A 25109-nucleotide genomic window follows, 5' to 3' on the forward strand; every position below is an offset into this window, starting at 1 on the left:
GATAGAAATACTCAGCAGGCGTGCAGCAGCCGACTGAGTGCATCCTTTTCTGCCTCCGTAACCCAGATTCCATAGGTCGCTTTTACCTCGACGATGCGGCGCGCATATTCACAGCGAAAACCTTTGTTAGGCGGCAGCCACGTGGCGGCATCACCAGCGCCTTTCTGCTGGTTGAGAGGACCGCCGACGGCAAGGAGGTTGCGTGGATCATTGGCAAAGTTGCGGCGCTTCTCCGGTGACCATTGCTGGGCGCCTTTCTGCCAGGCGTCGGCCAGCGCCACAACGTGATCGATCTGCACCGCGCGTGAGGTCTGCGCCCCGCGCTGAAACTCAATGTCCTGGCCCGAATAAGGGTCGTGCAAAACCCCGGACAGCGCCACACAGTCGTGGGTGCCTTCCTTGAGCACGAGGCTTTCCGGATCCAGATCCCTGCGGAGGATGTCGTTGCGGGTATCGCAGCCGTTGTGTCCGAAGTCCACCGTCACATCATCGGACCACGCTTGGCCGAATTCCTCACGCTCATAACCGGTCATGGGAGCGCGGCCTTTGACCTCCAAGGAATTCAAGGCGGCGAGTGTTTCGGCGATCTCCGGCGCGGGAGCGGCCTCTTCGGACTGTTCTTCTGTAGGTCCCTCCTGGACCGGCGCCGCTGCCGTTGTGGCGCTGGGCTGCTCGAATGGGGGATCGACTGGGGCGGGAAGGAAAAGGCCCACAGCCACCAGTGCGGCTATCGCGGCGTTAAGCAGTGCGGCGATGAAGAACGGGGTACGAGTGGACATGACGTAGTGATCCTAGTGGGTAGAATCGGCACACGGTATGAGTATCGATATGTTCTTTGACGAGTACCTTGCTGAACGCGGCTTGCAGCGCTCGGCCGAGGTTGTCCCAGACCACGCCTGCCAGGTCTTTTCTGATATTCCTGAGTCGAAGACCCAGTCTTCCCTCGATGAGGCCGCGCAGCTTGTCGCTCGCGCTTTGGGGGAGTAGTGACGGTGTCCGATTCCCACGTCTCTGTGCCTTTGGTTGCGCACTTGGGCTCCGAGCCTTTCGCGCTGTCTTTCTCCGGACAAGGCTATGCCTGGCTGCCGACGTTGCGCGACGCCCTTGCCACTGGTGTCGGGCCGCAACTGACTGAGTACCTCGCTGAGGCGGAAGAACTGCTTGCCCCACTGGACGAGGAACTCCTGCCCGCTGCGCCACACGGGTTTGCACCCCTGGCCTGGGCGGATGCGGAGCCGGCGTGGGCGCACGCGCTTGCCGACGTCCCACTTTCCACTCCCGGCATCCTCACCGCACAGCTGGCGGTGCTAGAAAACCTGCGCGCACACGGAGTAGAACTCGAGGACGCTGTGAGCAGCATCGGCCATTCCCAAGGCGTGCTCGCCGCAGCGGTGGTGAAGAAGCGCATGAGCCCAGCGGGGGCTCTGGCACTGGCGCGTCTCATCGGCGCAGCCATGGTGACTACCGCGCGCAGCGCTGGGCTCGTCCGCACCGCGCAGGGCGCACCCATGGCGGCGGTGACCGGTGCGACGAAGCAGCAACTGCATGAAGCCGGTGCCCGCATTGGCCTCGACAACGGACGGGGGCGCTTCGTCATCGTCGGAACACCGGTTGAGCTTGCCCGAGTGAAGGCCGCGCTGCAGGAGAACGCGACCCTTACGGAAGGGGAGGAAGTCAAGCCCGCCGCAGTTACCGTTTCCGACCTTGACGTTTCGGCCGCGTTCCACCATCCCACCATGCAGTATGCGGTGGAACAGGTAGAAAGCTGGGCGGGGCGAATCGGCTTGGACCCAGAAATCACCGCGCAGCTCGCGCGCGCCGTGCTCACGGACTACGTGGACTGGCCCGAGCGCGTTGATTCGGCGCTTGACGCTGGGGCTCGCTGGATCCTTGAAGTCGGGCCCACCCGCGGGGTGGAGCCGCTGACACGAGATCTCGTTGCCGGGCACGGCGTGGGCACGCTGGCCGTGGGGACAGCGCAAGGACTGGCTCAGCTCGTGGAACCGGGACGCGCACCTTCTCTGCCACGCGCGTGGTCCGAGTGGGCCCCGCGCGTGGTAAACGGGCGTCTGTCGACCGCTTTCACTCGGGCCACCGGCTACTCACCAGTCATGCTCCCCGGGATGACCCCCACCACGGTGGACCCGGACATCGTCGCCGCGGCAGCCAATGCCGGGCACTGGGCCGAATTGGCCGGCGGGGGACAGCACACCGATGCCATCCTTAAAGAGAACTTGCACACCCTGGGCCGGCTACTGCAGCCTGGGGTTAACGCCCAGTTCAATGCGCTGTACCTCGCGGCTTCCCAGTGGCGCCGCCAGATCGAGGGGCCGAATTCGATTCTGCAGGCACGCGCAGTGGGAGCGCCTATCAACGGCGTGGTGATTTCCGCTGGTATTCCGCCTGTGGAGGAGACAATAGAGCTGGTGGGGAAGCTCCACGCAGCGAATATCCCGTGGGTCGCCTTCAAGCCGGGAACTTCGGCGCAGGTGGAGGAGGTTCTCCGCGTTGCGGACGCTCTCCCTGAGACCACCGTCATCATGCAGCTGGAAGGTAGCTCGGCCGGTGGCCACCACTCTTTAGAAAGTCTCGATGAGGTCCTTGTTGCTACCTACGCGCGGATCCGTGAGCACGACAATGTCCTTCTCGCCGTTGGTGGGGGAATCGGTACCCCAGCGCGTGGAGCAGAGTACCTGCTGGGCACGTGGGCGCAGCGCTACGGTCTGCCCGCAGCGCCAGTCGATGCCATCATGGTGGGCACCGCTGCCATGGCGGCGAAGGAATCCACCGCATCCAAGTCGGTAAAGCAGGCGCTCGTCGCTGCGAAGCGCGACGACGTTGTATCGGGACGCTCGGACCTGGGGGCAGACATTCACGAGCTGGACAATTCCTTTGCCCGCGCTGGGCGCCTCTTGGATGAGGTGGCCGGTGACGCTGCGGCCGTGGAGACTCACCGCGCGGAGATCATTGAGGCCATCGGGTGCACGTGCAAGCCCTATTTCGGGGACCTTAATGAGATGTCTTATTCCGAGTGGCTGCAGCGCTACCTTGAGCTGTCCTATCTGGACGGCTGGGTCGATGAATCCTGGTTGAGTCGATTCATGCGCATGGTGGCTCGCGCCGAAGCCCGCCTTCATCCGACCGACCACGGCGAGATTGAGTTGCGCGTTGAGGTTGACCGCGAGAACCCAGCTGAGGCAAGTGCTCAGCTAACCGAACTCTACGGTGACGCCGCGCTGCACCCGACCGACGCCGCATGGTTCATCCAGCTCGTGGATGGTCCGGGCAAACCCGCAAACTTTGTGCCGGTCATCGATTCTGACGTACGCCGCCGCTGGCGCCGCGACACCTTGTGGCAGGCGCACGATGAGCACTACGAGGCCGATGAGGTCTGCATCATCCCTGGCACGGCAGCCGTTGAGGGAATCGAGCAGGCCAACGGGCCGGTGGCGCAGATACTTGGCCGCTTCGAACAGGCGGCACTTGCGCTTCTTGACGAGACCGAGGATGGCTCTGGCGAGCCCGCTTTCAGCACTGAAGAGCTCATTCGCCGCGCCCCGGGGCTGAATTGGGCCGGGCGCGAGCAGCCCAACCCTCTGCGCTTGGGCCTTCATGGCGTGGAACTGGAGGCTGCCGGCGACGATGCCATGTGGTTGACCGTTCCGTTCCATTCCGGAGCTGAGCTGCGTGTGCGCATCACTTCGCCGCGCATTCCGGGCGCCTCACCACTGGTCATTGTCGACGATGCCGAATCCGCCATGCGGGAGCTGCTGCGCCAAGCTGCCGGCGGCGACCTACCTGAGGTTGATTCCGGGGCCGCAACAATCAGCGCTGACCTCAGTGCCACCGACATTGCCCAGTATGGTGCGGTGACGAGCGGGGAGATGAGCACTGCTGCCTCGCCCGATGTCCTCGTTGGCCGCGCCTGGCCGGCACTCTTCGCAGTCCTGGCCGGCGCCCACACCGAGTGCGGGGAGCCGATAGTGGAGGGCTTCCTCAACCTTGTCCACCTCGAGCACTCGCTGAGCCTCACACCGCACGCCTGGGATCGGCTTCGCAGCAGCGCCGCCCCCGACGCTGAGCCTTTGGACCTGCGCTACACCGCCGAGCTGGAGGAGGTACGCGATACACCGTCGGGGCGCGTTGTCGACATTACAGTCGGCGTGACTACAGCCGTGCGCGACGAAGAACATGAATTCGCGCAGATGCACGAGCGCTTCCTGATTACCGGACGGCATGGTGATGCATCCGAAACCAACGCGCAAGCAAACAGCCAAGAAAACAGTGCAGGGTCCTCTCTCCGTGAGACTCCGTGTTCCTTCCGCCACCGCACCACCGCGGTGGCACCGGAATCACTGCGGCCCTTCGCCGTTGTAACGGGGGATAGGAACCCCATCCACCTGTCATCGAACGCTGCGGCACTGGCGGGGCATCGTCAAGGCCCGATCGTCCACGGCATGTGGACCTCGGCGCTGGCGCAGGCGGCTGCGGCATTTGACAGCACCCGCGTTCTCGAGTGGTCCGTTACCTGGCTTGCAGCCGTGCTTCCCGGCAGTGAGGTGGAGTTTGATGTGGAACGGGTGGGCGTCGACAAGCGGCGCGGCTACGGTGAGGTCCGCAGCGTGACTGCCACCAGTCAGGGCGTGCCGGTGCTGCAGGCGCGAGCGACGATGAGCAGCCCCACCACCTTCTATGCCTTCCCCGGCCAGGGCATCCAGTCCCCGGGGATGGGGATGAAGGACTACGCAGAATCCGCAGCGGCGCGCGCCGTGTGGGAGCGTGCGGATAAACACACGCGGCGGAGCTTGAGCTTCTCCATCCTGGAGATCGTCCGCCACAACCCCGACACCGTGGTGGTGGATGGTGAGGCATTCACCCACCCGGATGGCGTGCTATATCTGACGCAGTTCACGCAGGTGGCTATGGCGACGCTGGGTTGCGCACAGATTGCAGCGCTTAAAGAATCCGGGGTTCTTGAAAGTTGTGCCTTCTTCGCTGGCCACTCGGTGGGCGAGTACAACGCCCTGGCCGCCTATGCCGAGGTCCTGTCCTTGGAGGCGGTCCTGGACATTGTTTATGTCCGCGGTCTAACCATGCACCGTCTGGTCGAGCGCGATTCCGCTGGGCAATCTCTCTACGGTTTCGCTGCGCTGCGCCCGAACAAGATGGGGATGAGCGCGACCGAAGCCTTTGACCATGTCGCTCGGGTCGCTGCGGATACGGACGAGTTCCTCGAGGTGGTCAACCACAATATCGCCGGGCGCCAATATGCAGTGGCCGGCACGAAGGCGGGCCTGGATGCACTGGCGAGCGACGCCGAGCGCCGCGCCCCTGGGCAGCGTGCCGTCATCCCCATTCCGGGAATTGACGTGCCTTTCCACTCCTCCCACCTGGTGGGCGGCGTAGCGGATTTCCGCGCGCACCTCGATGTACTCGTTCCTGAAGAAATCAATCTCGACCCGCTGGTGGGGCGCTATATTCCAAACCTTGTGGCGCGGCCCTTCGCGCTGAGCCGCGAGTTCGTGGAATCCATCGCCGCGGTGGTGGATTCGGAACCCATCGCGGAGATTCTGGCGGACTTCGATGGTGCCGTGGCGAGCCCGGCGCGCCTGGGCCGTACCCTGCTCATCGAGCTTCTGGCCTGGCAGTTTGCTTCCCCCGTGCGCTGGATAGAGACCCAGGATTTGCTCCTCGGGCAGCTTGGCGTGGAGCGTTTCATCGAGGTCGGTGTGGGCGCCGCGCCGACGCTGACCAACATGCTGGGCCAAACCCTGCGCCTTCCCCAGCACGCGGGCAGCGCAGACCTCGAGGTGCTCAACTATGAGCGCGACCATGGGCGAGTCTTTGCCGAAGACGCCGAGCCGGCACCCGGGCCAGCAGCGAAGGCGGTCGCAGAGCAAGCCGCACAACCGGTTAGCGCCGAAGCGGAATCGGTCGAATCTGAGTCGAGGCAGTCACCGCAGACCACACACCAGGAAGAAATGGTGCAGGCATCGCATGAGGAGGTTCCGGCCGTCGTCGAGGACTGCCCGTTGAATGCGCACCAGGCACTCGAGATGCTTATTGCGTTGTGGACGAAGGTCCGCCCCGATCAAATGGCCGCGACTGATTCCATCGAAACCCTCGTGGAAGGCGTATCCTCCCGCCGCAACCAGTTGCTCGTTGACCTTGGCGTGGAATTCGGCATCAGCGCCATCGAGAATGCTGCGGATACACCCATCCCGCAGCTGGCGGAGAGTGTGGCGCAGCGCGCGCCGGGCTATGCACCATTCGGGGAGGTCCTCACAGAGCAGGTTGCGCAGGCGCTCAACCGGCTCACGGGACCGGCGGGCAAGAAGCCCAGCTACGTGGCCGAGCGCGTGAGCGGTACCTGGGGATTGGGGCCAGGCTGGGTCGACCGCGCGACTGTGCAGCTGGTCCTGGGTACTCGCGAGGGCTCCTCGTTGCGCGGCGGGGACTTGGCCAGCTTGCCCACGACCGGTGTGGCGTCGGTAGCTGAGCTTGATGCGCTGATTGATGCCGCCGTGTGCGCCGCCGGGGAATGTGAAGGAGTCTCACTGCAGAAGGCCGCAGCGGCAACGCCACACGAGGCCGTGGACCCGGAAGCGGTGCGCGCCTATACCGAGCGCCTTGAATCGGCGCTGGAGGACTCCGCCCGCGCCGCACTCGCCGCCCTCGGCTGTGAGGAGACCCTGATTGAGCAGGGGGACAGCGCAGCACGCACGGAGCTGGAGCAGCTCGTTGCCACGGAGCTGGGGCCGGACTGGCAGCAGCGCGTCGCCCCCGCTTTTGATGCGCGCAAGGCAGTGCTTCTCGACGACCGCTGGGCCAGCGCCCGCGAGGACATCGCCCGCGCAGCCGCCGCCGGAGAAACAGAGCCCGAACTCGACGTGCTGGGCGCCGGTGAGGAGGTAGCGCTCTTAGCCGAGCACTTCGGCTATGTGGACTTGGCCCGCGATGCCCGCACCCCGGCCGATGGGTTGCTCTTGGCTGACCAGGTGGCGGTGGTGACGGGTGGCTCGCCGGGTTCGATTGCCGTCGAGCTCATTGGCGAGTTGCTCGCGGAGGGCGCAACCGTGATTGCGACGACCTCCCAGCTAAGCCACGAGCGCCTGGAGTTTTATAAGGAGCTCTACCGCAGGCGGGCTGTCGGCGCGGCCGCGCTGTGGGTAGTTCCAGCAAACCTCAGTTCCTTCGCGGACGTGGATGCGCTCGTGGAATGGATTGCGGCAGAGCACACCGCCACCGTGGGCGGTAAAACCGTGCAGATAAAACCGGCCTATGTGCCGGACCTGCTCTTTCCCTTCGCCGCGCCGCGCGTTACCGGTACCCTCCAGGATGCCGGTGCGGGGGCGGAGTCCCAGATGCGCCTGCTGCTGTGGTCGGTGGAAAAACTTATTGCGGCGCTTTCCGCTGTGGGTACGGATACACGCGTGGGCCACCGCCTGCACGTGGTGCTGCCGGGCTCACCCAACCGCGGGCGCTTCGGCAGCGATGGCGCCTACGGCGAGGCCAAGGCGGCCCTCGATGCCTTGGTTAACCGCTGGTCTTCCGAGCAATCCAGCTGGGGAGCGCGCACCTCGCTGGTGCACGCCCACATCGGGTGGGTGCGCGGCACCGGCCTGATGGGCGGCAACGATCCGCTGGTTGAGCAGGTGGAGGCCCGCGGCGTGCGGACCTTCTCAGCGAAGGAGATGGCGGTGCAGCTTCTCGACGTCACCGCGTCCCCGCAGATCCGCGCTCAGGCAGCGTCCTCACCGCTGAGCGTCGACCTCACCGGCGGGCTGGCCGATGCTGAGTTGGACCTAGCCGCACTTGCCCGGGCGTCACAGCCAGAGGAAGCAGATGCACCACTGGCAGCTGGTAGCTCGCGCGTAGAGAAGGCTTCGCGAACGGCGAAGGCCCTGCCGAACGTGCTGAAACCTGCGGAGTCGACCAGCCCCGACTTCAGTGGGGTAACGCAGACTCTCGAGGACATGGTGGTCATCGTCGGCGCGGGAGAGCTCGGTCCGCTGGGCTCCTCGCGTACCCGCTATGAGGTGGAGGTCGGCGGAGAGCTCTCCGCGGCCGGCGTGCTGGAGCTGGCCTGGAGTCGCGGACTCATTAGTTGGGATGAGCGCACAGCCGGATGGCTGACGGCCGAAGGTGAAAAGTTAGCAGAGGAAGACGTCTACGAGCGCTTCCACGACGAAGTTCTCGCTGGGATTGGTGTACGCCGCTTCCACGATGACTTCGGACCACACCTACCTATGCTGGATAACCTCGCGCCCGAGCTGACCACCATCTATCTAGAGAAGCCGCTGAGCTTCACCGTGCAGGATGAAGAGACGGCGCGCAGTTTCGTTGACAGCTGCGAGGGCGCCACACTCCGCCGCGTCGATGGCGCGACAGGTGAGGTCGAATGGCAGGTCACCCGCCCTGCTGGCTCCGCGGTGCGAGTCCCGCGGCGCGTGGCCATGACCCGCTTTGCGGGCGGCCAGATTCCGGAGGGCTTTGACCCACAGGTCTACGGCATCCCCGCGGACATGGTGGATAACCTCGACCGGCTCGCCCTGTGGAACCTGGTGTGCACAGTGGATGCCTTCCTTTCTGCAGGCTTTAGCCCGGCCGAGCTCTTAGCCCATGTCCACCCGGCGCGCGTGAGCTCCACCCAGGGAACCGGCATGGCAGGCCAGGAGGCGCTGCGCTCGTTGTACGTCGACAAGCTGCTGGGACAGCCACGCCCCAATGACATCCTGCAGGAAGCGCTGCCCAACGTTATTGCCGCGCACGTGATGCAGTCCTATATCGGCGGCTATGGCCAGATGGTGCACCCGGTGGCCGCCTGTGCCACGGCAGCGGTGTCGGTGGAGGAGGGCTTCGACAAGCTGCGCCTGCACAAGGCGGACTTCGTCGTGGCCGGCGGCATCGATGCCCTGTCCATCGAGGGTATTACCGGCTTTGGTGACATGGCAGCCACTGCCGATAGCGCGGAGTTGGAAGCGAAGGGGATTGAGCATCGCTTCTTCTCCCGCGCTAATGACCGCCGTCGTGCCGGCTTCGTGGAATCCGAAGGCGGCGGGACTATCCTGCTCGCCCGGGGAAGCTTTGCGGCGGAGATGGGGTTGCCAGTGCTGGGCGTGGTGGGCTTTGCCGAGTCCTTCGCTGACGGCGCGCACACCTCCATCCCCGCGCCGGGCTTGGGCGCACTCTCCGCGGCGCGGGGCGGGCAGAACTCCCGCCTGGCCCGCTCCCTGGAGGCTCTCGGCGTGGGTGCGGACGATATCGCTGTGGTGTCCAAGCACGATACCTCCACCAACGCCAACGACCCCAACGAATCGGACCTGCACGAGCGCATCGCCGCCGCACTCGGCCGCAGCCCCGGCAACCCGCTCTATGTGATATCGCAGAAGAGCCTGACCGGGCACGCCAAGGGCGGAGCAGCGGCCTTCCAACTCATCGGTCTGACCCAGGTGTTGCGTAGTGGGGTCCTCCCGCCGAATCGTTCCCTGGACTGCGTCGACCCCGTGCTGCGCCGTCACTCGCACCTGCTGTGGCTGCGCCAGCCGTTGGACCTTCGCCGCACCCCGCCGAAGGCGGGCCTGGTGACATCTCTGGGCTTCGGGCACGTCTCCGCCCTCATCGCGCTGGTTCACCCGAGTGCTTTCTTTGCCGCATTGGCCCGGGAGCAGGGTGAGGGCGTGGCCGAAGCCTGGCGGGTGGCCGCCGCCGATCGCGAGCTGCGTGGACTGCGGCGCTTAGAAGAAGGCATGCGCGGTGGGCCATCGCTGTACGAGCGGCCGGTAAAGCGCAACTTGGGAGCAGGCACAGCTGACGAGGTAGCTGAACGTGAGGCAGCAACGCTGCTGAGCGAATCCGCTCGGCTTCGCAACGGCATCCTCGAACCGGAGGGAGGAGACACAACGAAACGGGGGTAGCAGGCGCTAGAGTATCCCCAGCGTGTCCCCTCTGGAACGATAAAGAAGCAGGTCAGGCGGGTTGGAGAAGTCCCCCAATCTGGGGCACCATGCAAGGGTGAATAAAGCTAAGAAGCCACTACTAGGCCTTATTTCGGTAGCCGCTGCCACCCTTCTTGCCGCCTGCTCCGCCACCGGTGGTGCGCCCCGTCCCGAAGCTGACGGTGAGCTAGCCGGTGGCGTCGACACCGAGCGTCTTGTCGTTGCCATGATTTCCCATGGCGCACCAGGTGATACGTACTGGGATCTCGTGCGTAAGGGCGCGGAGGACGCCGCGCGCAAGGACAATATCGAGTTGCGTTACTCTTCCGACCCGGAAGCGCCCAACCAGGCAAACTTGGTCCAGTCCGCCATCGACTCCGGGGTGGATGGCATCGCCGTGACCATGCCCAACGCTGGGGCGATTGGACCGGTGGCCAAGAAGGCCGTGGATGCTGGCATCCCCACCGTGGGGCTTAACGCCGGCATGGATGATTACCAGAAATACGGCATGAGCGCCTTCTTCGGCCAAGAGGAAAAGGTAGCCGGCACCAAGGCCGGCGAGCGCCTCAAAGACGATGGCGCCAAGCACGTACTGTGCGTCATCCACGAGCAGGGCAACTCCTCGCAGGAGTCGCGCTGTGCCGGCGTGAAGGACGGGCTGGACAACGGCGAGGTTGAGATCCTGTACGTCAACGGCAAGGATCTCACCGCCGCGCAGTCCACCATCAACGCGAAGCTGAGCCAGGACCCGTCCATTGACTGGGTGATGGCGCTGCAGGCCTCCGTGGCCATGCGCTCCGCCGACGCGGTTGCTGACGCCTCCTCTAAGGCTAAGGTCTCCACCTTCGACACCAACGCCGAGCTTGTCGACGCCATCGCGGATAAGCGAATCCAGTGGGCCGTCGACCAGCAGCCTTATATGCAGGGCTACCTCGCCGTCGATTCGCTGTGGTTGGCACACCGCAACGGTTCCACCATGGGCGGCGGACGCCCCGTGTACACCGGCCCCTCCTTCGTGGATTCCACCAACGTGGACATCATCTCCGAATCCGCTAAGGCAGGTCTGCGATGAGCGAAGCCACGACTGCATCAGACGAGGCTCTATCTAGCCCCGCCGATACGCGCCTGACCCGCCGCAGCGGTTTCGCGCGCCTCATCCGCCGCCCCGAGTTGGCCAGCCTGCTCGGCGCTGTGGTCATCTTCGTCCTTTTCATGATCGTGGCGCCCGCCTTCCGCTCGGTGGAGGCCTTCTCCACGGTGCTCTACGCCAGTTCCACGCTGGGTATCGTGGCCCTGGCGGTGGGCCTGCTCATGATTGGTAACGAGTTTGACCTGTCCTCCGGCGTGGCGGTGACCTCCGCGGCGCTCGTGGCCACCATGCTCAACTACAACTTCCACCTCAACTCGTGGGTGGGCGTGGGCCTTTCCCTGCTGACCGCACTGGCCATCGGTGCGCTCAACGGCTTCCTGGTGGTGCGCACCAAGATCGACTCCTTCCTTATTACTCTGGCGGCCTTCCTTATGCTGCAGGGGCTCAACCTGGCGATTACCAAGCTGGTTACCGGCCAGGTGGCCACCCCCACCATTTCGGACATGGAAGGCTTCGATTCTGCCCGCATCATTTTTTCCGGCACCATCCACATCGGCAGCTTGAGCATCCGCGCCACCGTCATCTGGTGGATCCTCTTCGTCGCCATCGCCTCGTGGGTGTTGTACAAGACGCGCTGGGGAAACTGGATCTTCGCCGTTGGTGGCGACGATGAAGCCGCCCGCGCCGTCGGTGTTCCCGTGCGCCGCGTCAAGGTGGCGCTGTTTATGCTCGTCGGATTTGCAGCGTGGTTCGTGGGCATGCACACCCTCTTTGCTTTCGACTCCATCCAGGCCGGCCAGGGCATTGGCAACGAGTTCCTCTACATCATCGCCGCCGTGATTGGCGGCTGCTCCATGACCGGCGGGCGCGGTACCGCGGTGGGCACCGCCATTGGTGCACTCATCTTCGGCATGACCAACCAGGGCATCGTGTACGCCGGCTGGAACCCCGACTGGTTCAAGTTCTTTCTCGGCGCCATGCTGCTCTTTGCCGTGCTCACGAACACTTCCGTGGCCAACTTTACGAGGAAGCGATAACCATGATTGAGTTGCACGATATTTCCCAAACATTTGGCAACTTCCACGCCCTGCGCGGTATCAACCTCCGCGTCAAGGAAGGCGCAGTGACCTGCGTGCTGGGTGATAACGGCGCGGGTAAATCCACGCTGATTAAAATCCTCGCCGGCCTCAACCAGCCCACCGGCGGCACTATCACCGTCGATGGGGAAGAGGTGAATTTCACGAGTCCGCGCGATTCCCTCGGCGCCGGTATTGCCACCGTGTACCAGGATTTGGCGTTGGTGCCCTCGCTGTCTGTGTGGCGAAACTTCTTCCTAGGCCAAGAGCTCACCGGGGCGCTGGGGAGCTTGCGTGAGGAGGAAATGAAGCGCATTACGCACGAGCAGTTGTCCGAAATGGGCATTGAGCTTGGCGATGTCTCCGTGGAACTCTCCGCCCTCTCCGGTGGCCAGCGCCAGGTGGTCGCCATTGCCCGCGCCATCTACTTCGGCGCGCGCTACATCATCCTGGATGAGCCCACCGCCGCGCTCGGCGTGAAGCAATCAGGCATGGTGCTGCGCTTTATCGACGCCGCCCGCGAACGCGGCATGGGCGTGGTGTTTATTACGCACAACCCGCAACACGCCTACCTCGTGGGCGATCACTTCATCGTGCTCACGGTGGGGCAGATGTCTCTCGACGCTTCCAAGGAGGAGGTCACGCTGCCGGAGCTGACCCAGTGGATGGCCGGCGGCGACGAATTGGAGGAGCTCAAGCAGGAGCTGGCGCGCTAAACCACGGTTCGCGCAACTAAGCTGGCCTGCATGACTATGAGTGGCGTGAGCGTGGGCACCGACTTGGTGCACATTCCGTCCTTTGCCCAGCAATTGGAGCTTCCCGGCACACGTTTTGCGCGGGTCTTCAGCGCCTCCGAGCTGCGCGTGGCGCAGGCTCGTGGGCTAATCGGTGCTGCCCGCGCGCAGCACTTCGCGGGGCGCTGGGCAGCGAAGGAGGCCTTCATCAAGGCGTGGTCGCAAGCGCTCTACGGGCGCCCGCCGGTCCTGGCGGAGGAGGCCGTGGACTGGGCCGAGATTGAGGTCCGCCCGGATGCGTGGGGGCGCGTGGCAGTTGAACTGCGCGGGGAGATTGCCCGGTTCGCGCGGGAATCCCTGGGGGATTTTTCTACGGCGTTGTCGATCAGCCACGATGGTGACTACGCCACCGCTACCGTGCACCTTTCGCGGCACACGCCATAACCCACGCCATGACCTAGGCGCTGGTCGCGATGGCGAAGAGGTAGGCGATGAGCATGCGCTTAATCTCTTCCACCACGCCATCGAAGCTCTCCTCGGAGCGCATGGTGCTGTAGTTGAGCAAGGACACCACGGTGTGGACGAGGAAGGCGGCGATTTCCACTCGGGCGTCGGCGTCCATGCCCTGGGCAAGAGGCTCGATGATTTCCGCGATGGGCTTGAGCAGGCTGAGCTCCGTGTCGGCGGCCGTGGCGCGGGTCGCGGGTGTGGACTGCACGGCGTGCCACACCGCGCGGCGCGAAGGGTCCTCGCGCCAGACGCGAGCCATGCGGTCAATGAATTCCTCGAGAAAGTCCGGCCACTGCAGGGCCGGCACACGCTGGGAAAAACGCTCGACCTCCGCCTGCATTGCGGCGGTGTCTTGGCGGTCGAGCTCGCAGATCAACACGTACTTGTTGGCAAAATACTGGTAGAGCGTGCCAATCGGCACTTCCGCGCGGCGCGAGACTTCGTCGAAGGTAAAGGACTCGAAGCCATAGTCCACGAGCGTCTGACGCGCGCAGGACAAGATCCGGTCATACTTGGCCCGGCTGCGTGCCTGCGCTGGGCGACGCCTCGGGACCAGAATCTCCGGTGACTTCGCGTTAGATTCCACGGTTTAGTTGAGCCCCTTGAGCACGCGTGCGACGTGGCCCGTGGCCTTGACGTTGTACATGGCTTGGCCAATGGTGCCATCTTCCTCGATGAGGAACGTGGAGCGGATAACACCCTGGACGATCTTGCCGTAGTTCTTCTTCTCGCCGAAAGCAGCATACGCCGTCATGACCTCCTTGTCGGGGTCAGACAGCAGCGGGAAATTCAGCTCGTGGTCCTCGCGGAACTTCGCCAGTGCCTCGGGCTTGTCAGGGGAGATTCCCACCACGGCGATGTTCATGCCATTGAGTTGTTCCAGGCTGTCGCGGAAGTCGCAGGCTTCCTTCGTGCAGCCAGGAGTGTTGGCGCGCGGGTAGAAATAAACCACGACGCGCTGGCCGGCGTAGTCGCTCAGGCTCACGGTGTTGCCGGCATCATCGCTCAAGGAAAAAGCGGGGGCTTTGTCACCTACGGACAGTCGTTGTGCTTCAGTCATGGTGTCTACCTTACCGTGCTCTGCTCAAGGGCTCTTTCGCTCAACGATGTTCACTCGGTGCAGCGTGGGTGAGATAAACGTTGACCAACTCTGCAGACACGCTGGTGGTCAATGTAGAATGTCCACGTTAGAACCACAACGGTTGGAAAGACACTAACCGCAACAACACCGAACGAAGCCAAAATTCAGGAGATTCACGTGGCACGCAACATTGATGATATCCAGCGCGACATCGAGCGCACCCGCCGTCAGCTGGCTAGTACCTTGGATGAGCTCGCTGATCGCAGCAAGCCGCAGAACTTCGTCGAGGATGCTAAGGGCGCGGCAACCCAGAAGCTGCAGGAGCGCAATGTGCAGATGGCGCTCGCCGGCGTTGGCGCGGCCGTCGTAGGCCTCATCGCTTTTTCCGTCTTCCGCTCCAAGCGCCGTAAGTCCGACATCAAGGAGCTGCAGCGCCTGCTTGCTGAGCGCCGCTAGCGCGGACACGCGCCAGTGGGCGCGACTGCGCGCGTAGAGGCCCTGCCTTGGGAAATGCCTGGGGTGGGGCATTTTTACGCTCCGCATAAACTAGAAAAAGCATTGCCTACCCTATAAGAGCTTTGGGTAGCCTTACCTGAGTGTGTAGTATGAACCTCCGAACAGACCACAAGACGAAAGTTTGAAGGAGAAATCGTGCTTCACGTATCGACGCCTGCAGGCCAGGCATCCCGTCCACGCACCGGGCGAGTGGTAGGGGCGTGCGCCATGGTGGCGGCGCTGGCCGGCGCGCTGGCGGGCTGTGCCGCCGACAATGCCGGTGCTGGCAGCGAGCAGGCCGGGACTGCTGCTGTGAGTTTCACAGACCTTGCCGGCCGCCAGGTGGAGCTGGACCACGCGCCGGAACGCGTCATCCTGGGAGAGGGCCGCAGTGTCTTTGCCACCGGCATCCTCAACAAGGAAGACCCGCTGGACAAGGTCGTGGCCATCGGATCGGACCTGAAGCAGAATGTGCCCGACTACTACCGCGAGCTGGAAAAGACCACGCCCAAAGTCAACGAGCTGCCGGAAATCGGCGGCTTCACCAAGGGTGACGTCACCGTGGAGGAGCTCATCAGCCTCGACCCGGACCTCATCGTGCTCTCCAAGGATCAATATGAGGCCTCCCAGACCGCCGGGCTCACCGACAAGCTGGACCAGGCTGGCCTGACCTATGCCGTCACAGACTTCCGTTCCAAGCCCTTGGAGAACACCGTGCCCACCATGGAAATCTTCGCCGATATCTTCGGCCACGAGGACCGCGCGGAGGAGTTCATCGCAGACTGGCAAAAGAACGTTGACCTGGTAACTGAGCGCGCAAAGAAGGCGCAGGATAAGCCGTCCACCTTCGTGTGGCGTGCAGCAGGTATCTCAGATTGCTGCGGCTCGTGGAACGACTCCAATATTTCTGAGTTGGTCAATGTCGCCGGCGGAAAGAACGTGGCAGATGGCATCATCGAGGGCGAGTCCGGCGCACTGACCCCGGAGAAGGTCATCGATGTCGATCCCGACATGGTCATCGCCACCGGCGGTGACTGGTCCACCAAGGTGGATAACGCAAGGGGCCACACCGGTTTCGCCGCTACTGGCTATGGCATCAGCGAAAAGGATGCCCACGACAGCGCCAAGACGCTGGCCAGCGTCCAACCTGGTTTTGAGGACCTCTCTGCCGTCAAGGAGCACAACCTCCACGGCCTGTGGCACCAGTTCTACAACTCGCCCTTCAACTACCTGGCGCTCCTCCAGATCGCCGCGTGGCTCCACCCGGAGGACTACGCAGACGTCAACGTTCAGCAAGAATGGGCCGAAGCCCAAGAGAAATACTCGCCCGTCCCCGGCGACGGAACCTTCTTCAGCACCAACTAGTCATGAGCATTCTCACATCAACCACGCGCACGGCAAACCCTGAACGAACCACGCGCGCAGAAACCGCGGAACTTCCTGTGGAGGCCCTCGCACACGAACATTCCCGCGTGACCCGCCGCCGCATCGCCATCGTCGCCGGGCTTATCGCCGTAGCACTCGCCGCCTTCGTCGTGAGCGTGATCGTTGGCGCCATCGACCTCACCACGGGGCAGGTGCTGCGGGGGATGGTGGACCCGGGAGGCGTCGACAAGCAAACGCGTACAGTCCTGTGGAGCCTGCGCCTGCCTATGGCCGTCATGGCGCTGCTCATCGGGGCTAGCCTGTCACTGGCTGGCGCGCAGATGCAGACCATCCTGGATAATCCGCTGGCGGAGCCTTTTACCCTCGGCATCTCCGCGGCGGCTGCTTTCGGCGGGGCCAGCGCCATCGTTCTGCGGTGGCAGATCCTGGCCCAGCCGCAGTTCAACCTCGCGCTCATCGCGTGGCTGTCGGCGGCGCTGGCCACGGCCATCATCGTCGTCGCCGCCGTCATCCGCGGTGCGAAGTCCGAGACGATGGTGCTGCTCGGTATCGGCCTCGTCTTCTTTTTTCAGGCCATGTTGGCGCTCATTCAATATCGTTCCTCCAGCGAGGCTCTCCAACAGATCGTTTTCTGGTCCATGGGTTCCCTCACCCGCGCCAGCTGGCAGGCCAACGCCGTGCTGGCCGGCGTGCTTGCGGTGGCGTTGCCCATCCTGGGCGCGCTGTCGTGGCGGCTGACGGCGTTGCGGCTTGGCGACGCCCGCGCCACCGCCCTCGGCATCAACACTTCCCGCCTGCGCGTGATTGTTCTCGTCGTGGTCTCACTCGTCGCGGCAACCACCGTGGCTTTTGCCGGCATCATCGGATTTATCGGCCTGGTGGGCCCGCACATCGCACGCATGTTGGTAGGCGAGGACCAGCGCTACTTCGTGCCGGCCTCCATGGCCGCGGGCGCGGCGGTGATGTGCGCCGCCCACGCGCTAAGCCTCCTGATTAAGCCCGGGCTGGCCATCCCCATTGGCATCGTCACCTCGCTTCTGGGCGTGCCGTTCTTCATCGCCATCGTCATGACCCGAAGGAGGGCATTGTGGACGTAGAACTCACCATCACCGATCTATCTGCCGGCTATGGCTCGCGCACGGTGGTGGACGGGCTGAGCCTTCCCGCCCTGTGCGGCGGGCAGGTCGTGGGGCTGCTGGGGCCGAACGCGTCCGGCAAGACCACCACCATCAAGACGCTCGCCGGCGTGCACCGCGCGCGGGGCGGCACGGTGGATTTTCGTGTCGACGGCCAGGTTCCGCGCGGACAGCGGCGCCGCCGGCTCATTGGCTACGTGCCACAGGGCCTGCCGCACACCGCGGCGCTGCGGGCGTTTGAGGCGGTGCTGATTGCGGCGCGTCGGGAAGCATGCGAGGACCCCGTCACCCGCACCGCAGAGGTCCTGCACTCCATGGGGCTCGATGACATTGCGCAGCGCTACCTCAACGAGCTCTCCGGCGGCCAGCGCCAGCTCGTCGCCGTGGCGCAGATGCTGGTGGGGACCCCTGGGCTCATGCTTCTCGACGAACCCACCTCCGCCCTCGATCTCAACCGCCAGCTCTTCGTCTTGGGCCGCGTGCGGGCAAAAGCTCGGGAGGAAGGCAGCCTCGCGTTGGTAGCGATTCATGACATCAACCTGGCGGCCCGGATGTGTGACCAGCTCGTCGTGCTCCACGGTGGCAAGGCCCGCGCCCATGGCGCGCCGGGGGAGGTGCTCACGGAGGAACTCTTGCGCGAGGTCTACGGCGTAGAGACGGATGTGCTGGACCACCGCGGGCAACCCGTCGTGGCGCTGCGGGAGGTTAGTTAGACTCGGGCCGTGTGAGCCGAAATTCGCCCGAGAACCTCCTGTTGTACCTCACCCCGGAGGATGAAAACACCATCCGGGAAGTCTACGCAGCCCTGGCTCAGCGTGGCTGTCCGGTGCAGCACCAGCGCCCACACATTACGGTGACGTTCGCGCCGGTGCTCGAGACTTCAGTCGTCGACGAGGCTCGCAGCCTGCTCCCACCGCTGATGCCGGCGCAATTTCATCGCGTAGGAACGGTGGTCTTCGGAAGGAAAAGCAAGCAGACCGTGGCCTGGCTTCTAGAGACCACCGATGAGCTAGAAATTGCGGCGCGGAAGATAAGCGCTAAGAACCCCGAGGGGCGCGGACCACGGTGGACGCCGCATCTGACGATGGGCCTGCGCCTGCCCCGGGCACTGGTGCCTGACTATATGCGCGTCCTCGATGAGATTGCCGGGCCGGAGCATAAAGAATTCAGGGCAGAATCTGCCGCCTGGTGGCGGCCCAAGACGCAGCGCCTGGAGGTCTTTGGGGCGGCCACGGAATGAGGAAACCCCCTTCATCGAAGGATGAAGGGGGTTGAACTGTGCGCCATCAGGGAATCGAACCCCGAACCCACTGATTAAGAGTCAGTTGCTCTGCCAATTGAGCTAATGGCGCTTGTGTTTACTCGGTGACTGCTGATTTCCTCAGTGCCTGCCGTGCAACGAGATGTAACTTTAACACCCTCTTTGTAAAAAGGTAAAATCGCCAGGTAGTTGGTGGTTTATTGGGGTCTTCGGTGGTGGCGTTGTGGCCGCTTTGAAGGAGGGGCGAATTGGGTGCGCAACGGGTGGGTAACGAAACGGTTAAGGGTGGTGGCGTCAACTGGTTTGAGAGGTGCGCTGGCGGTTAGGCTATGAGAACTCTTGTCATTGTCTTTAATCATTTCTATGAGCTAGGGGTTTCTGTGCGTTCTCTATTCCCTTCTGCACGTCCCGCAGTACTTCTCTCGAGCCTCGTTGCAACGGCTTCCCTTCTGGCCGCCTGCACCATCGGCGGGGCCGCGGATTCTGGCCCAGCCGAAAACCAATCGGAAGCAGATGCTCAGACGAGTGCTTCGGCGGAGGCGTCGGCCTCGGCAGCCGCTAAAGCGAAGCAGCTGAAGTTTTCCGTCAAGGACGGTGCTAGCAATGTTGATCCATCCGAACCGGTAGAAGTGAACTCCCCGGCTGGCCTGAAGTCGGTGACGATGACCAACGAGGCTGGCATTGAAGTGGAAGATGAGCTGTCCTCGGACTCGACCACGTGGAAGAGTGCTGAGGTGCTGGGGTATAACCGCACGTACACCATCGATGCCACGGACAAAGATGGCACCCACAAGACCATCACGTTCACCACCCCGCAGGCCGCAGGGGTGTCCGAGGTGGCCCTGAGTCCGTTGCCGGACTCCGAAGTAGGCGTGGGTCAGGTTATCGGCGTGCGCTTTGGCAACTACGTCACTGACCGCAAGGCGGCCGAAAAGGCTATTACGGTCAAAACAGAGCCCGCCGTCGACGGTGCTTTTTACTGGGTGAATAACCAGGAGGTGCGCTGGCGCCCGGAAAACTATTGGGAGCCGGGTACGAAGGTGACTGTTGACGTCGACCTGTACGGTCGCAACCTCGGCGGCGGTGTCTACGGCGGCGAGGATGCCTCAACCAACTTTACTATCGGCGACCGCGTCATCACGCTGATCGATAACAACACGAAGATGATGTCGGTGTTCAAGAATGGTGAGGTGCTGCGCCGTATTCCTGTCTCGATGGGCAGGGATGGCCAGTGGGATACCCCGAACGGCGCCTACATCATCGGTGACCAGTACCCGTCCCTCACCATGGACTCGACTACCTTTGGCCTGGCTCTCGACGCTGGCGGTTACAAGACCGACGTTCAGTGGGCGACGCAGATGTCCTATTCCGGAATCTATGTCCATGCGGCGCCTTGGGCTGTGGGTGCGATGGGCAGTTATAACCAGTCCCACGGCTGTATCAATGTAACTACTGAGGCTGCTCAGTGGTTCCAAAACACGGTCAAACGCGGCGATATTGTGAGGGTTTCCAACACCGGCGGTGGTGTGCTGAGTGCGCTCGATGGTCTAGGGGACTGGAATATGGACTGGGAGACGTGGTCTGCGGGGAATGCTACCGCTAATCAGTAGCTCCCCGGGGATCGATCAGGGTGCACCCGAAAGTTAAAACAGCTAATTCGGCGTCAGTGGCCTAAATGGCTGTAACGGGCAGCATTGCGACGTGCGCGCATGTAATGCAAAGTGTGTGAAGTGTAATACTTTAACTTCTGCAAAGTGGCTTGCATCACGTCTTTGTTTTGGTGAATCTTGTGGAGAACTAGTTATTCACTGCAAAGATGGAGGCAGAAGTGGATCTCTACGAGTACCAAGCTCGAGACCTCTTTGAAGCTCATGGCGTTCCCACCCTCAAAGGCATCGTTGCGACCTCGGCCGTGCAGGCTGAAGAAGCAGCCGTGAAGTTGGGGACACCGGTGGTCGTGGTCAAAGCACAAATCAAAACCGGTGGGCGCGGAAAGGCTGGGGGAGTCAAGCTAGCGCACAGTCCTGCGGAAGCCGCGGAGAAGGCCAATGAGATTCTAGGCCTGAAGATCAAGGGGCACACCGTGCGCAAGGTCATGGTGGCAGAAGGTGCCGACATCGCTGCGGAATACTACTTCTCCATCCTCCTGGACCGCACCAAACGCCGTTACCTGGCCATGCTCTCCAAAGAAGGCGGCGTGGAGATTGAGAAGCTGGCCGAAGAGCGCCCAGATGCCCTGATTAAGCGCAGCTTCTCCCCACTCGATGGCATGACAGACACCCTCGCTCGAGACATGGCGTATGAGGCGGGGTTTGACGAGGGGGACGTCGCCAAGCTGGTGCCCGTATTCAAGAAGCTCTACACGGTGTACACGGAAGAAGACGCCACGCTTGTAGAGGTGAACCCACTGGTCAAGACATCGAGCGGTGAGATCATCGCGCTTGATGGCAAAATCACGCTGGACGATAACGCGCAGTTCCGCCACCCCGAGCACCGGGACCTCCAAGACCACGGGGCGACCGATCCGCTGGAGCTCAAGGCGCAGAAGATGGGGTTGAACTACGTGAAGCTTGACGGTTCCGTGGGGATTATCGGCAATGGCGCTGGCCTCGTGATGTCCACGCTCGACGTCGTGGCCTATGCCGGCGAGGATTTTTCTTCGCAGCCGAAGCCCGCGAACTTCCTCGATATCGGTGGTGGCGCTAATGCGGAGGTGATGGCCAACGGGCTCGAAGTGATTCTCAGTGATCCGCAGGTGAAATCGGTCTTTGTCAATGTCTTCGGCGGTATTACCGCCTGCGATGAAGTGGCCAAGGGCATCGTGCAGGCCTACAAAATCCTGGACTCGGAGGGGATTGAACCCAAGCCGCTCGTGGTGCGCCTCGATGGCAACAACGCGGAATTGGGACGCACGATTCTGAATGACGCACACCTGCCCAAACTGGAGCAAGTTGAAACCATGGACGCTGCGGCCCACCGGGCTGCGGAGCTGGCGAACTAGGAGTAGACATGTCGATTTTTCTCAACAAAGACTCGCGGATCATTGTCCAGGGCATGACGGGGTCCGAAGGTATGAAGCACACGCGTCGCATGCTGGAATCTGGCTCCACCATCGTAGGTGGGGTCAACCCGCGCAAGGCAGGTGAGCGCGTGGATATTGAGGGGCGTGAGATTCCCGTCTTCGGCAGCGTGCGTGAGGCCATGCAGGCTACCGATGCCAATGTCACCGTCATTTTTGTGCCGGCAAAGTTCACTAAGGACGCAGCGGAAGAAGCCATCCGTGCCGGTATTGAACTCGTGGTCATCATTACGGAAGGAATTCCGGTGAAGGACACCGCTGAGCTCTATGCGCTGGGACGAGAATCCAAAACCCGCATCATTGGGCCGAACTGTCCGGGGCTCTACACACCGGGCGAATCTAATGCGGGCATTATTCCGGCAGAGACTGCGCCAAACCCAGGAAAGATTGGCTTGGTGTCGAAGTCGGGCACCCTGACGTATCAGATGATGTACGAGCTATCCGATATTGGCTTTAGCACGTGCGTGGGAATCGGTGGAGATCCGATTATCGGGACCACGCACATTTCAGCGATTGAGGCCTTCCAGAATGATCCGGATACCGAGGCGATCATTATGATCGGTGAAATCGGCGGTGATGCAGAGGAGCATGCCGCTGCCTATATCAAGGACCACGTCACGAAGCCGGTGATTGCGTATATCGCGGGCTTTACCGCGCCGGAAGGCAAGACGATGGGGCATGCTGGCGCCATCGTGTCTGGTGGTTCTGGTACGGCAGAAGGCAAGAAGGCGGCGCTGGAAGCGGCCGGCGTGAAGGTGGGCAAGACCCCCTCGCAGGCAGCGGAGCTGGTGCGAGCAGCCTTGGCTTAAAGATAAGGCGCATGAGTCTCAGGACTCATGCGCCGGTAGGGGCTAGCGGGGGAGACCGCGACGTCGAGACACTGTCTTGTCGAAGGGAATCCAGAATCGCAGCGCGGCGTCTTGGTTCTTTGAGATGCCGATGCGCGGCCCGCGGACCCACTCGGGCTCCTCTTCGCGTGCGCCAAGTTTTACCGGGGTTCCGTTATCTTCAAGGCTGAATCCTAAGGCCTTGCCCAAATTGCCAGGGCCGCGGGCGAGATTATGAAAATCCGTGTCGCCCCGGCGCTGGTAGGCAATGTCTAGCCCGTCGATGACTTCTCCGCCGCGGAGCAAGCAACCCTGACCGGTGCCTTCGGGCGCGCAGACGATATTGCCGTTCCGATGGATGCCATAAGACATGTAGACGTAGAGGCGCCCGGGTGGGCCAAACATGGCTGCGTTGCGCGGCGTGCGGCCCTTAAAAGTGTGTGAGGCCTCATCGTCTGCGCCGAGGTAAGCCTCGACCTCCGTGATGCGTACTGAAACGCCGTTGTGCGTGAGCACCGTGCCCAGAAGCTGGGGAGCAACGACGTCGGCGGTGTCGGTGAAATCGATCATTGCCGCAGTCTAACGTGAAAACAAGCGTTAGGCCTTAGCTCTTTCTTCCTCTGCTTCAATCTCTGCATTGAATTCGCGCTTGGAGGATTGCCATTGGTCCTCAGTCATTCCGATACGCCAGTAGCCAGAGATAGAAACGTCTTCCTTGGGAATTCCAGATTCCACGAAAAGGAAGCGACGCAGCTCTTTGATCATCTCGGCGACACCGTGGATGAACCAGCTGGTTTTCTTCTCCTTGGGGATACCAGCCTCGCGTACCACGCGGGATAGCTCAGTGCCGTGGGTAGCGCCGTTGCGGATTACCCAGACGATCTCCACACCCTCGCGGGTGGGCAGCTCGAACTTGCGGTCTTCGTCTTCGATCTCGATGAAGGCCGTAGTGGTCGCGCCCTCAGGGAGGTGGCGCAGACCAGCGCCGATGGCCGGTGCCGCAGATTCATCGCCGGCGAAGATGAAGTGCTCATATTCTTCGGCAGGTCCCCACGCGCCACCTGGGCCGAGGAAGCCGATCTTCTCTCCGGCCTTAGCGACTCGTGCCCACGGACCAGCCAGACCGGAATCACCGTGGGTGACAAAATCAACGTCGAAGTCCCCGGTCTCCGGGTCTAGGTTAATCAGGGTATAGGTGCGGAGAGTCGGTTGCTTGTCACGTGGCTGCTCTTCGCGAATCTGCTGGATATCAAACGGCCAAGAGTAGTCAGCATTTTCTGGCACAAACAACAGTTTGATGTAGTGGTCTGTAAACTCCAGCTCCTTGCCTACAAAAGCCGGAGAGTTCATGCTCAACCGAATCAAATCCGGAGAGACCTGGTGGCGACCAGTCACGGTTGCTTCATGCGCCTTGCGGGGCTTACGCTTCGGCGCTGCCTCTTTAGCTTGGCCAGCCATCGTTATCACTGTCCTTTGAAAAACTTGAGTTGCTGTGCTGGCGGAAGCCTACGCACTATACAATTAGGTAAGGCTAACATACTCAAGGCCGGCCCGTTGTGGGGCTTGGTGGTGCGGTGTGGTGGTGCTGGGGCTCAATGCAAAAAGTTGACCCCGCATCCTGCTCAAACAGAATGCGGGGTCTATTCGGGGTGGCTGACGGGGCTCGAACCCGCGACACCCAGGATCACAACCTGGTGCTCTACCAGCTGAACTACAGCCACCATCGTTGCGGAAAGCAACGAGATACAGGTTAACCCACGTTCTCCGTTTTACAAAAACGCCTGGTAGTCGTTGGTAGTAGCCGCCTTGAGCTCCTCAGCTTCCGGGGTGGAGGGGCCGTTATCTGTGCGGAACACGCTGCGGCGATAAAAATCGAGCTCGCGAATGGACTCGATGATGTCCTGCAGGGCTCGATGTGCCATCCCCTTGTCGGGCTGGTTGTAATAGGCCCGCGGGTGCCAGCGGCGTGCCAGCTCCTTAATTGTGGAGACATCAATCATTCGGTAGTGCAGCGCGGCGTCCAGGCGCGGCATGTATTCGCGAATAAAGGTGCGGTCCGTAGCGATGGAATTGCCGGCAAGGGGTGCCGGATGGTTGGCGTCGCAGTGCTTCTCGACGAGCTTCAGTACCGCCTCCTCTGCCTCCTTAATCGTGATTGCAGATTCCCGAATCTCCTTGTCCAGCCCAGACTTCGCGTGCATCTCGGTGACGAAGGCATCCATCTGCGCGAGTTCTTCCTCCGTGGCGTGGACGACGAGGTCAATGCCCTCGTCGAGAATGTTCAGTTCGGCGTCGGTAATCACGGCGGCAACTTCCACGATCACGTGGCGCTTCGGATCAAGCCCGGTCATCTCCAGGTCGATCCAGACGAGGCGGTCGTTCTTAGCGGGGATATCACTCATGTCTTCCACCATAGTTTCTCTTGGGGCGTGGTCGGGAACGCGCGCTCTTGGCTCGGTGGGGGTAAGTGGGGGTGGGGGAAGAGTGTGCTTATCG

20 protein-coding genes and 2 tRNA genes are annotated in these 25109 nt (G+C 62.5%); 14 read left to right on the forward strand and 8 right to left on the reverse strand.

Features of this window, described 5'->3' with window-relative positions:
- Positions 1 to 11: 11 nt before the first annotated feature.
- Positions 12 to 779: an HNH endonuclease family protein gene (locus ABZS45_RS00305; protein WP_070645935.1), complete on the reverse strand. Its 768-nt coding sequence runs from the start codon at positions 777 to 779 to the stop codon at positions 12 to 14.
- 37 nt (positions 780 to 816) lie between these two features.
- Here ABZS45_RS00305 and ABZS45_RS00310 point away from each other — a divergent pair, with 37 nt between their 5' ends.
- The 6 genes from ABZS45_RS00310 (at position 817) to ABZS45_RS00335 (ending at position 13282) form a co-directional block, all read left to right on the forward strand.
- Positions 817 to 987 (forward strand): hypothetical protein, encoded by a 171-nt coding sequence (locus ABZS45_RS00310; protein ID WP_168163690.1) that lies wholly within the window; start codon positions 817 to 819, stop codon positions 985 to 987.
- Positions 988 to 992: 5 nt separating this feature from the next.
- Positions 993 to 9917 (forward strand): fatty acid synthase subunit beta domain-containing protein, encoded by an 8925-nt coding sequence (locus tag ABZS45_RS00315; protein WP_412100150.1) that lies wholly within the window; start codon positions 993 to 995, stop codon positions 9915 to 9917.
- A 97-nt stretch (positions 9918 to 10014) separates the two neighbouring features.
- Positions 10015 to 11010 carry a substrate-binding domain-containing protein gene (locus tag ABZS45_RS00320; RefSeq protein WP_070729990.1) on the forward strand — a complete coding sequence of 332 codons (996 nt, stop codon included), beginning with the start codon at positions 10015 to 10017 and terminating at the stop codon, positions 11008 to 11010.
- Complete coding sequence (locus tag ABZS45_RS00325; protein ID WP_412100151.1) at positions 11007 to 12065, forward strand: ABC transporter permease; 1059 nt, start codon at positions 11007 to 11009, stop codon at positions 12063 to 12065. Before ABZS45_RS00320 ends, ABZS45_RS00325 begins: the two co-directional genes overlap by 4 nt.
- A gap of 2 nt (positions 12066 to 12067) precedes the next feature.
- The gene (locus ABZS45_RS00330; protein ID WP_070443408.1) at positions 12068 to 12820 is read left to right on the forward strand and encodes an ATP-binding cassette domain-containing protein; all 753 of its coding nucleotides are present in this window, start codon (positions 12068 to 12070) and stop codon (positions 12818 to 12820) included.
- 36 nt (positions 12821 to 12856) lie between these two features.
- Positions 12857 to 13282 (forward strand): holo-ACP synthase, encoded by a 426-nt coding sequence (locus tag ABZS45_RS00335; RefSeq protein WP_395419217.1) that lies wholly within the window; start codon positions 12857 to 12859, stop codon positions 13280 to 13282.
- A gap of 13 nt (positions 13283 to 13295) precedes the next feature.
- Here ABZS45_RS00335 and ABZS45_RS00340 read toward each other — a convergent pair whose 3' ends face one another.
- Complete coding sequence (locus ABZS45_RS00340) at positions 13296 to 13934, reverse strand: TetR family transcriptional regulator (RefSeq protein WP_412100152.1); 639 nt, start codon at positions 13932 to 13934, stop codon at positions 13296 to 13298.
- A 3-nt stretch (positions 13935 to 13937) separates the two neighbouring features.
- A complete protein-coding gene (gene bcp, locus ABZS45_RS00345; protein WP_070443412.1) occupies positions 13938 to 14408 on the reverse strand; it encodes a thioredoxin-dependent thiol peroxidase in 471 nt (156 codons plus the stop codon).
- A gap of 198 nt (positions 14409 to 14606) precedes the next feature.
- Here bcp and ABZS45_RS00350 point away from each other — a divergent pair, with 198 nt between their 5' ends.
- From ABZS45_RS00350 to ABZS45_RS00370, 5 genes are all read left to right on the forward strand, one after another.
- Positions 14607 to 14885, forward strand: a complete 279-nt coding sequence (locus ABZS45_RS00350; RefSeq protein WP_010191207.1) for a DUF3618 domain-containing protein — start codon at positions 14607 to 14609, stop codon at positions 14883 to 14885.
- A 267-nt stretch (positions 14886 to 15152) separates the two neighbouring features.
- Entirely contained in the window at positions 15153 to 16289 is a 1137-nt protein-coding gene (locus ABZS45_RS00355; RefSeq protein WP_070645947.1) for an ABC transporter substrate-binding protein, read from the forward strand.
- Between the two features lie 2 nt (positions 16290 to 16291).
- Positions 16292 to 17407, forward strand: coding sequence for a FecCD family ABC transporter permease (locus tag ABZS45_RS00360; protein WP_395419158.1), 1116 nt, complete (start codon positions 16292 to 16294; stop codon positions 17405 to 17407).
- Complete coding sequence (locus tag ABZS45_RS00365) at positions 17398 to 18159, forward strand: ABC transporter ATP-binding protein (protein WP_395419160.1); 762 nt, start codon at positions 17398 to 17400, stop codon at positions 18157 to 18159. The genes ABZS45_RS00360 and ABZS45_RS00365 overlap by 10 nt, the downstream gene beginning before the upstream one ends.
- Positions 18160 to 18170: 11 nt before the next feature.
- Positions 18171 to 18686 carry a 2'-5' RNA ligase family protein gene (locus ABZS45_RS00370; RefSeq protein ID WP_412100155.1) on the forward strand — a complete coding sequence of 172 codons (516 nt, stop codon included), beginning with the start codon at positions 18171 to 18173 and terminating at the stop codon, positions 18684 to 18686.
- Positions 18687 to 18725: 39 nt separating this feature from the next.
- Here the strand turns inward: ABZS45_RS00370 and ABZS45_RS00375 are convergent.
- A tRNA-Lys gene (locus ABZS45_RS00375) sits at positions 18726 to 18798 on the reverse strand.
- A 289-nt stretch (positions 18799 to 19087) separates the two neighbouring features.
- Here ABZS45_RS00375 and ABZS45_RS00380 point away from each other — a divergent pair.
- The 3 genes from ABZS45_RS00380 to sucD all read left to right on the forward strand — a co-directional run bounded on the left by ABZS45_RS00380 (position 19088) and on the right by sucD (position 22595).
- Positions 19088 to 20317 carry a L,D-transpeptidase gene (locus ABZS45_RS00380; protein WP_070729985.1) on the forward strand — a complete coding sequence of 410 codons (1230 nt, stop codon included), beginning with the start codon at positions 19088 to 19090 and terminating at the stop codon, positions 20315 to 20317.
- A gap of 218 nt (positions 20318 to 20535) precedes the next feature.
- Positions 20536 to 21708 carry an ADP-forming succinate--CoA ligase subunit beta gene (sucC, locus tag ABZS45_RS00385; RefSeq protein ID WP_395419220.1) on the forward strand — a complete coding sequence of 391 codons (1173 nt, stop codon included), beginning with the start codon at positions 20536 to 20538 and terminating at the stop codon, positions 21706 to 21708.
- Positions 21709 to 21716: 8 nt separating this feature from the next.
- Positions 21717 to 22595, forward strand: coding sequence for a succinate--CoA ligase subunit alpha (gene sucD / locus ABZS45_RS00390; RefSeq protein WP_070729980.1), 879 nt, complete (start codon positions 21717 to 21719; stop codon positions 22593 to 22595).
- Between the two features lie 42 nt (positions 22596 to 22637).
- Here the strand turns inward: sucD and ABZS45_RS00395 are convergent, their stop codons facing one another.
- The 4 genes from ABZS45_RS00395 to orn form a co-directional block, all read right to left on the reverse strand.
- Complete coding sequence (locus ABZS45_RS00395; protein WP_070443426.1) at positions 22638 to 23183, reverse strand: DNA-3-methyladenine glycosylase; 546 nt, start codon at positions 23181 to 23183, stop codon at positions 22638 to 22640.
- A gap of 27 nt (positions 23184 to 23210) precedes the next feature.
- Positions 23211 to 24071, reverse strand: a complete 861-nt coding sequence (locus ABZS45_RS00400; RefSeq protein ID WP_395419165.1) for a siderophore-interacting protein — start codon at positions 24069 to 24071, stop codon at positions 23211 to 23213.
- A 190-nt stretch (positions 24072 to 24261) separates the two neighbouring features.
- A tRNA-His gene (locus tag ABZS45_RS00405) sits at positions 24262 to 24334 on the reverse strand.
- A gap of 48 nt (positions 24335 to 24382) precedes the next feature.
- Entirely contained in the window at positions 24383 to 25015 is a 633-nt protein-coding gene (orn, locus tag ABZS45_RS00410; RefSeq protein ID WP_307890509.1) for an oligoribonuclease, read from the reverse strand.
- Positions 25016 to 25109: the final 94 nt, after the last annotated feature.

This window comes from Corynebacterium aurimucosum, from assembly GCF_046895345.1.
In the GTDB taxonomy this organism is placed as follows: Bacteria; Actinomycetota; Actinomycetes; order Mycobacteriales; family Mycobacteriaceae; genus Corynebacterium; species Corynebacterium aurimucosum_G.

Excerpts from the sequence above, each read along its gene's own strand:
- ABZS45_RS00305 (WP_070645935.1), bottom strand. The coding sequence starts at position 779 with ATGTCCACTCGTACCCCGTTCTTCATCGCCGCACTGCTTAACGCCGCG.
- sucD (WP_070729980.1), top strand. The coding sequence starts at position 21,717 with ATGTCGATTTTTCTCAACAAAGACTCGCGGATCATTGTCCAGGGCATG.
- ABZS45_RS00330 (WP_070443408.1), top strand. The coding sequence starts at position 12,068 with ATGATTGAGTTGCACGATATTTCCCAAACATTTGGCAACTTCCACGCC.
- ABZS45_RS00400 (WP_395419165.1), bottom strand. The coding sequence starts at position 24,071 with ATGGCTGGCCAAGCTAAAGAGGCAGCGCCGAAGCGTAAGCCCCGCAAG.
- ABZS45_RS00335 (WP_395419217.1), top strand. The coding sequence starts at position 12,857 with ATGAGTGGCGTGAGCGTGGGCACCGACTTGGTGCACATTCCGTCCTTT.
- ABZS45_RS00395 (WP_070443426.1), bottom strand. The coding sequence starts at position 23,183 with ATGATCGATTTCACCGACACCGCCGACGTCGTTGCTCCCCAGCTTCTG.
- ABZS45_RS00355 (WP_070645947.1), top strand. The coding sequence starts at position 15,153 with ATGGTGGCGGCGCTGGCCGGCGCGCTGGCGGGCTGTGCCGCCGACAAT.
- ABZS45_RS00360 (WP_395419158.1), top strand. The coding sequence starts at position 16,292 with ATGAGCATTCTCACATCAACCACGCGCACGGCAAACCCTGAACGAACC.
- ABZS45_RS00310 (WP_168163690.1), top strand. The coding sequence starts at position 817 with ATGAGTATCGATATGTTCTTTGACGAGTACCTTGCTGAACGCGGCTTG.
- orn (WP_307890509.1), bottom strand. The coding sequence starts at position 25,015 with ATGAGTGATATCCCCGCTAAGAACGACCGCCTCGTCTGGATCGACCTG.
- ABZS45_RS00325 (WP_412100151.1), top strand. The coding sequence starts at position 11,007 with ATGAGCGAAGCCACGACTGCATCAGACGAGGCTCTATCTAGCCCCGCC.
- bcp (WP_070443412.1), bottom strand. The coding sequence starts at position 14,408 with ATGACTGAAGCACAACGACTGTCCGTAGGTGACAAAGCCCCCGCTTTT.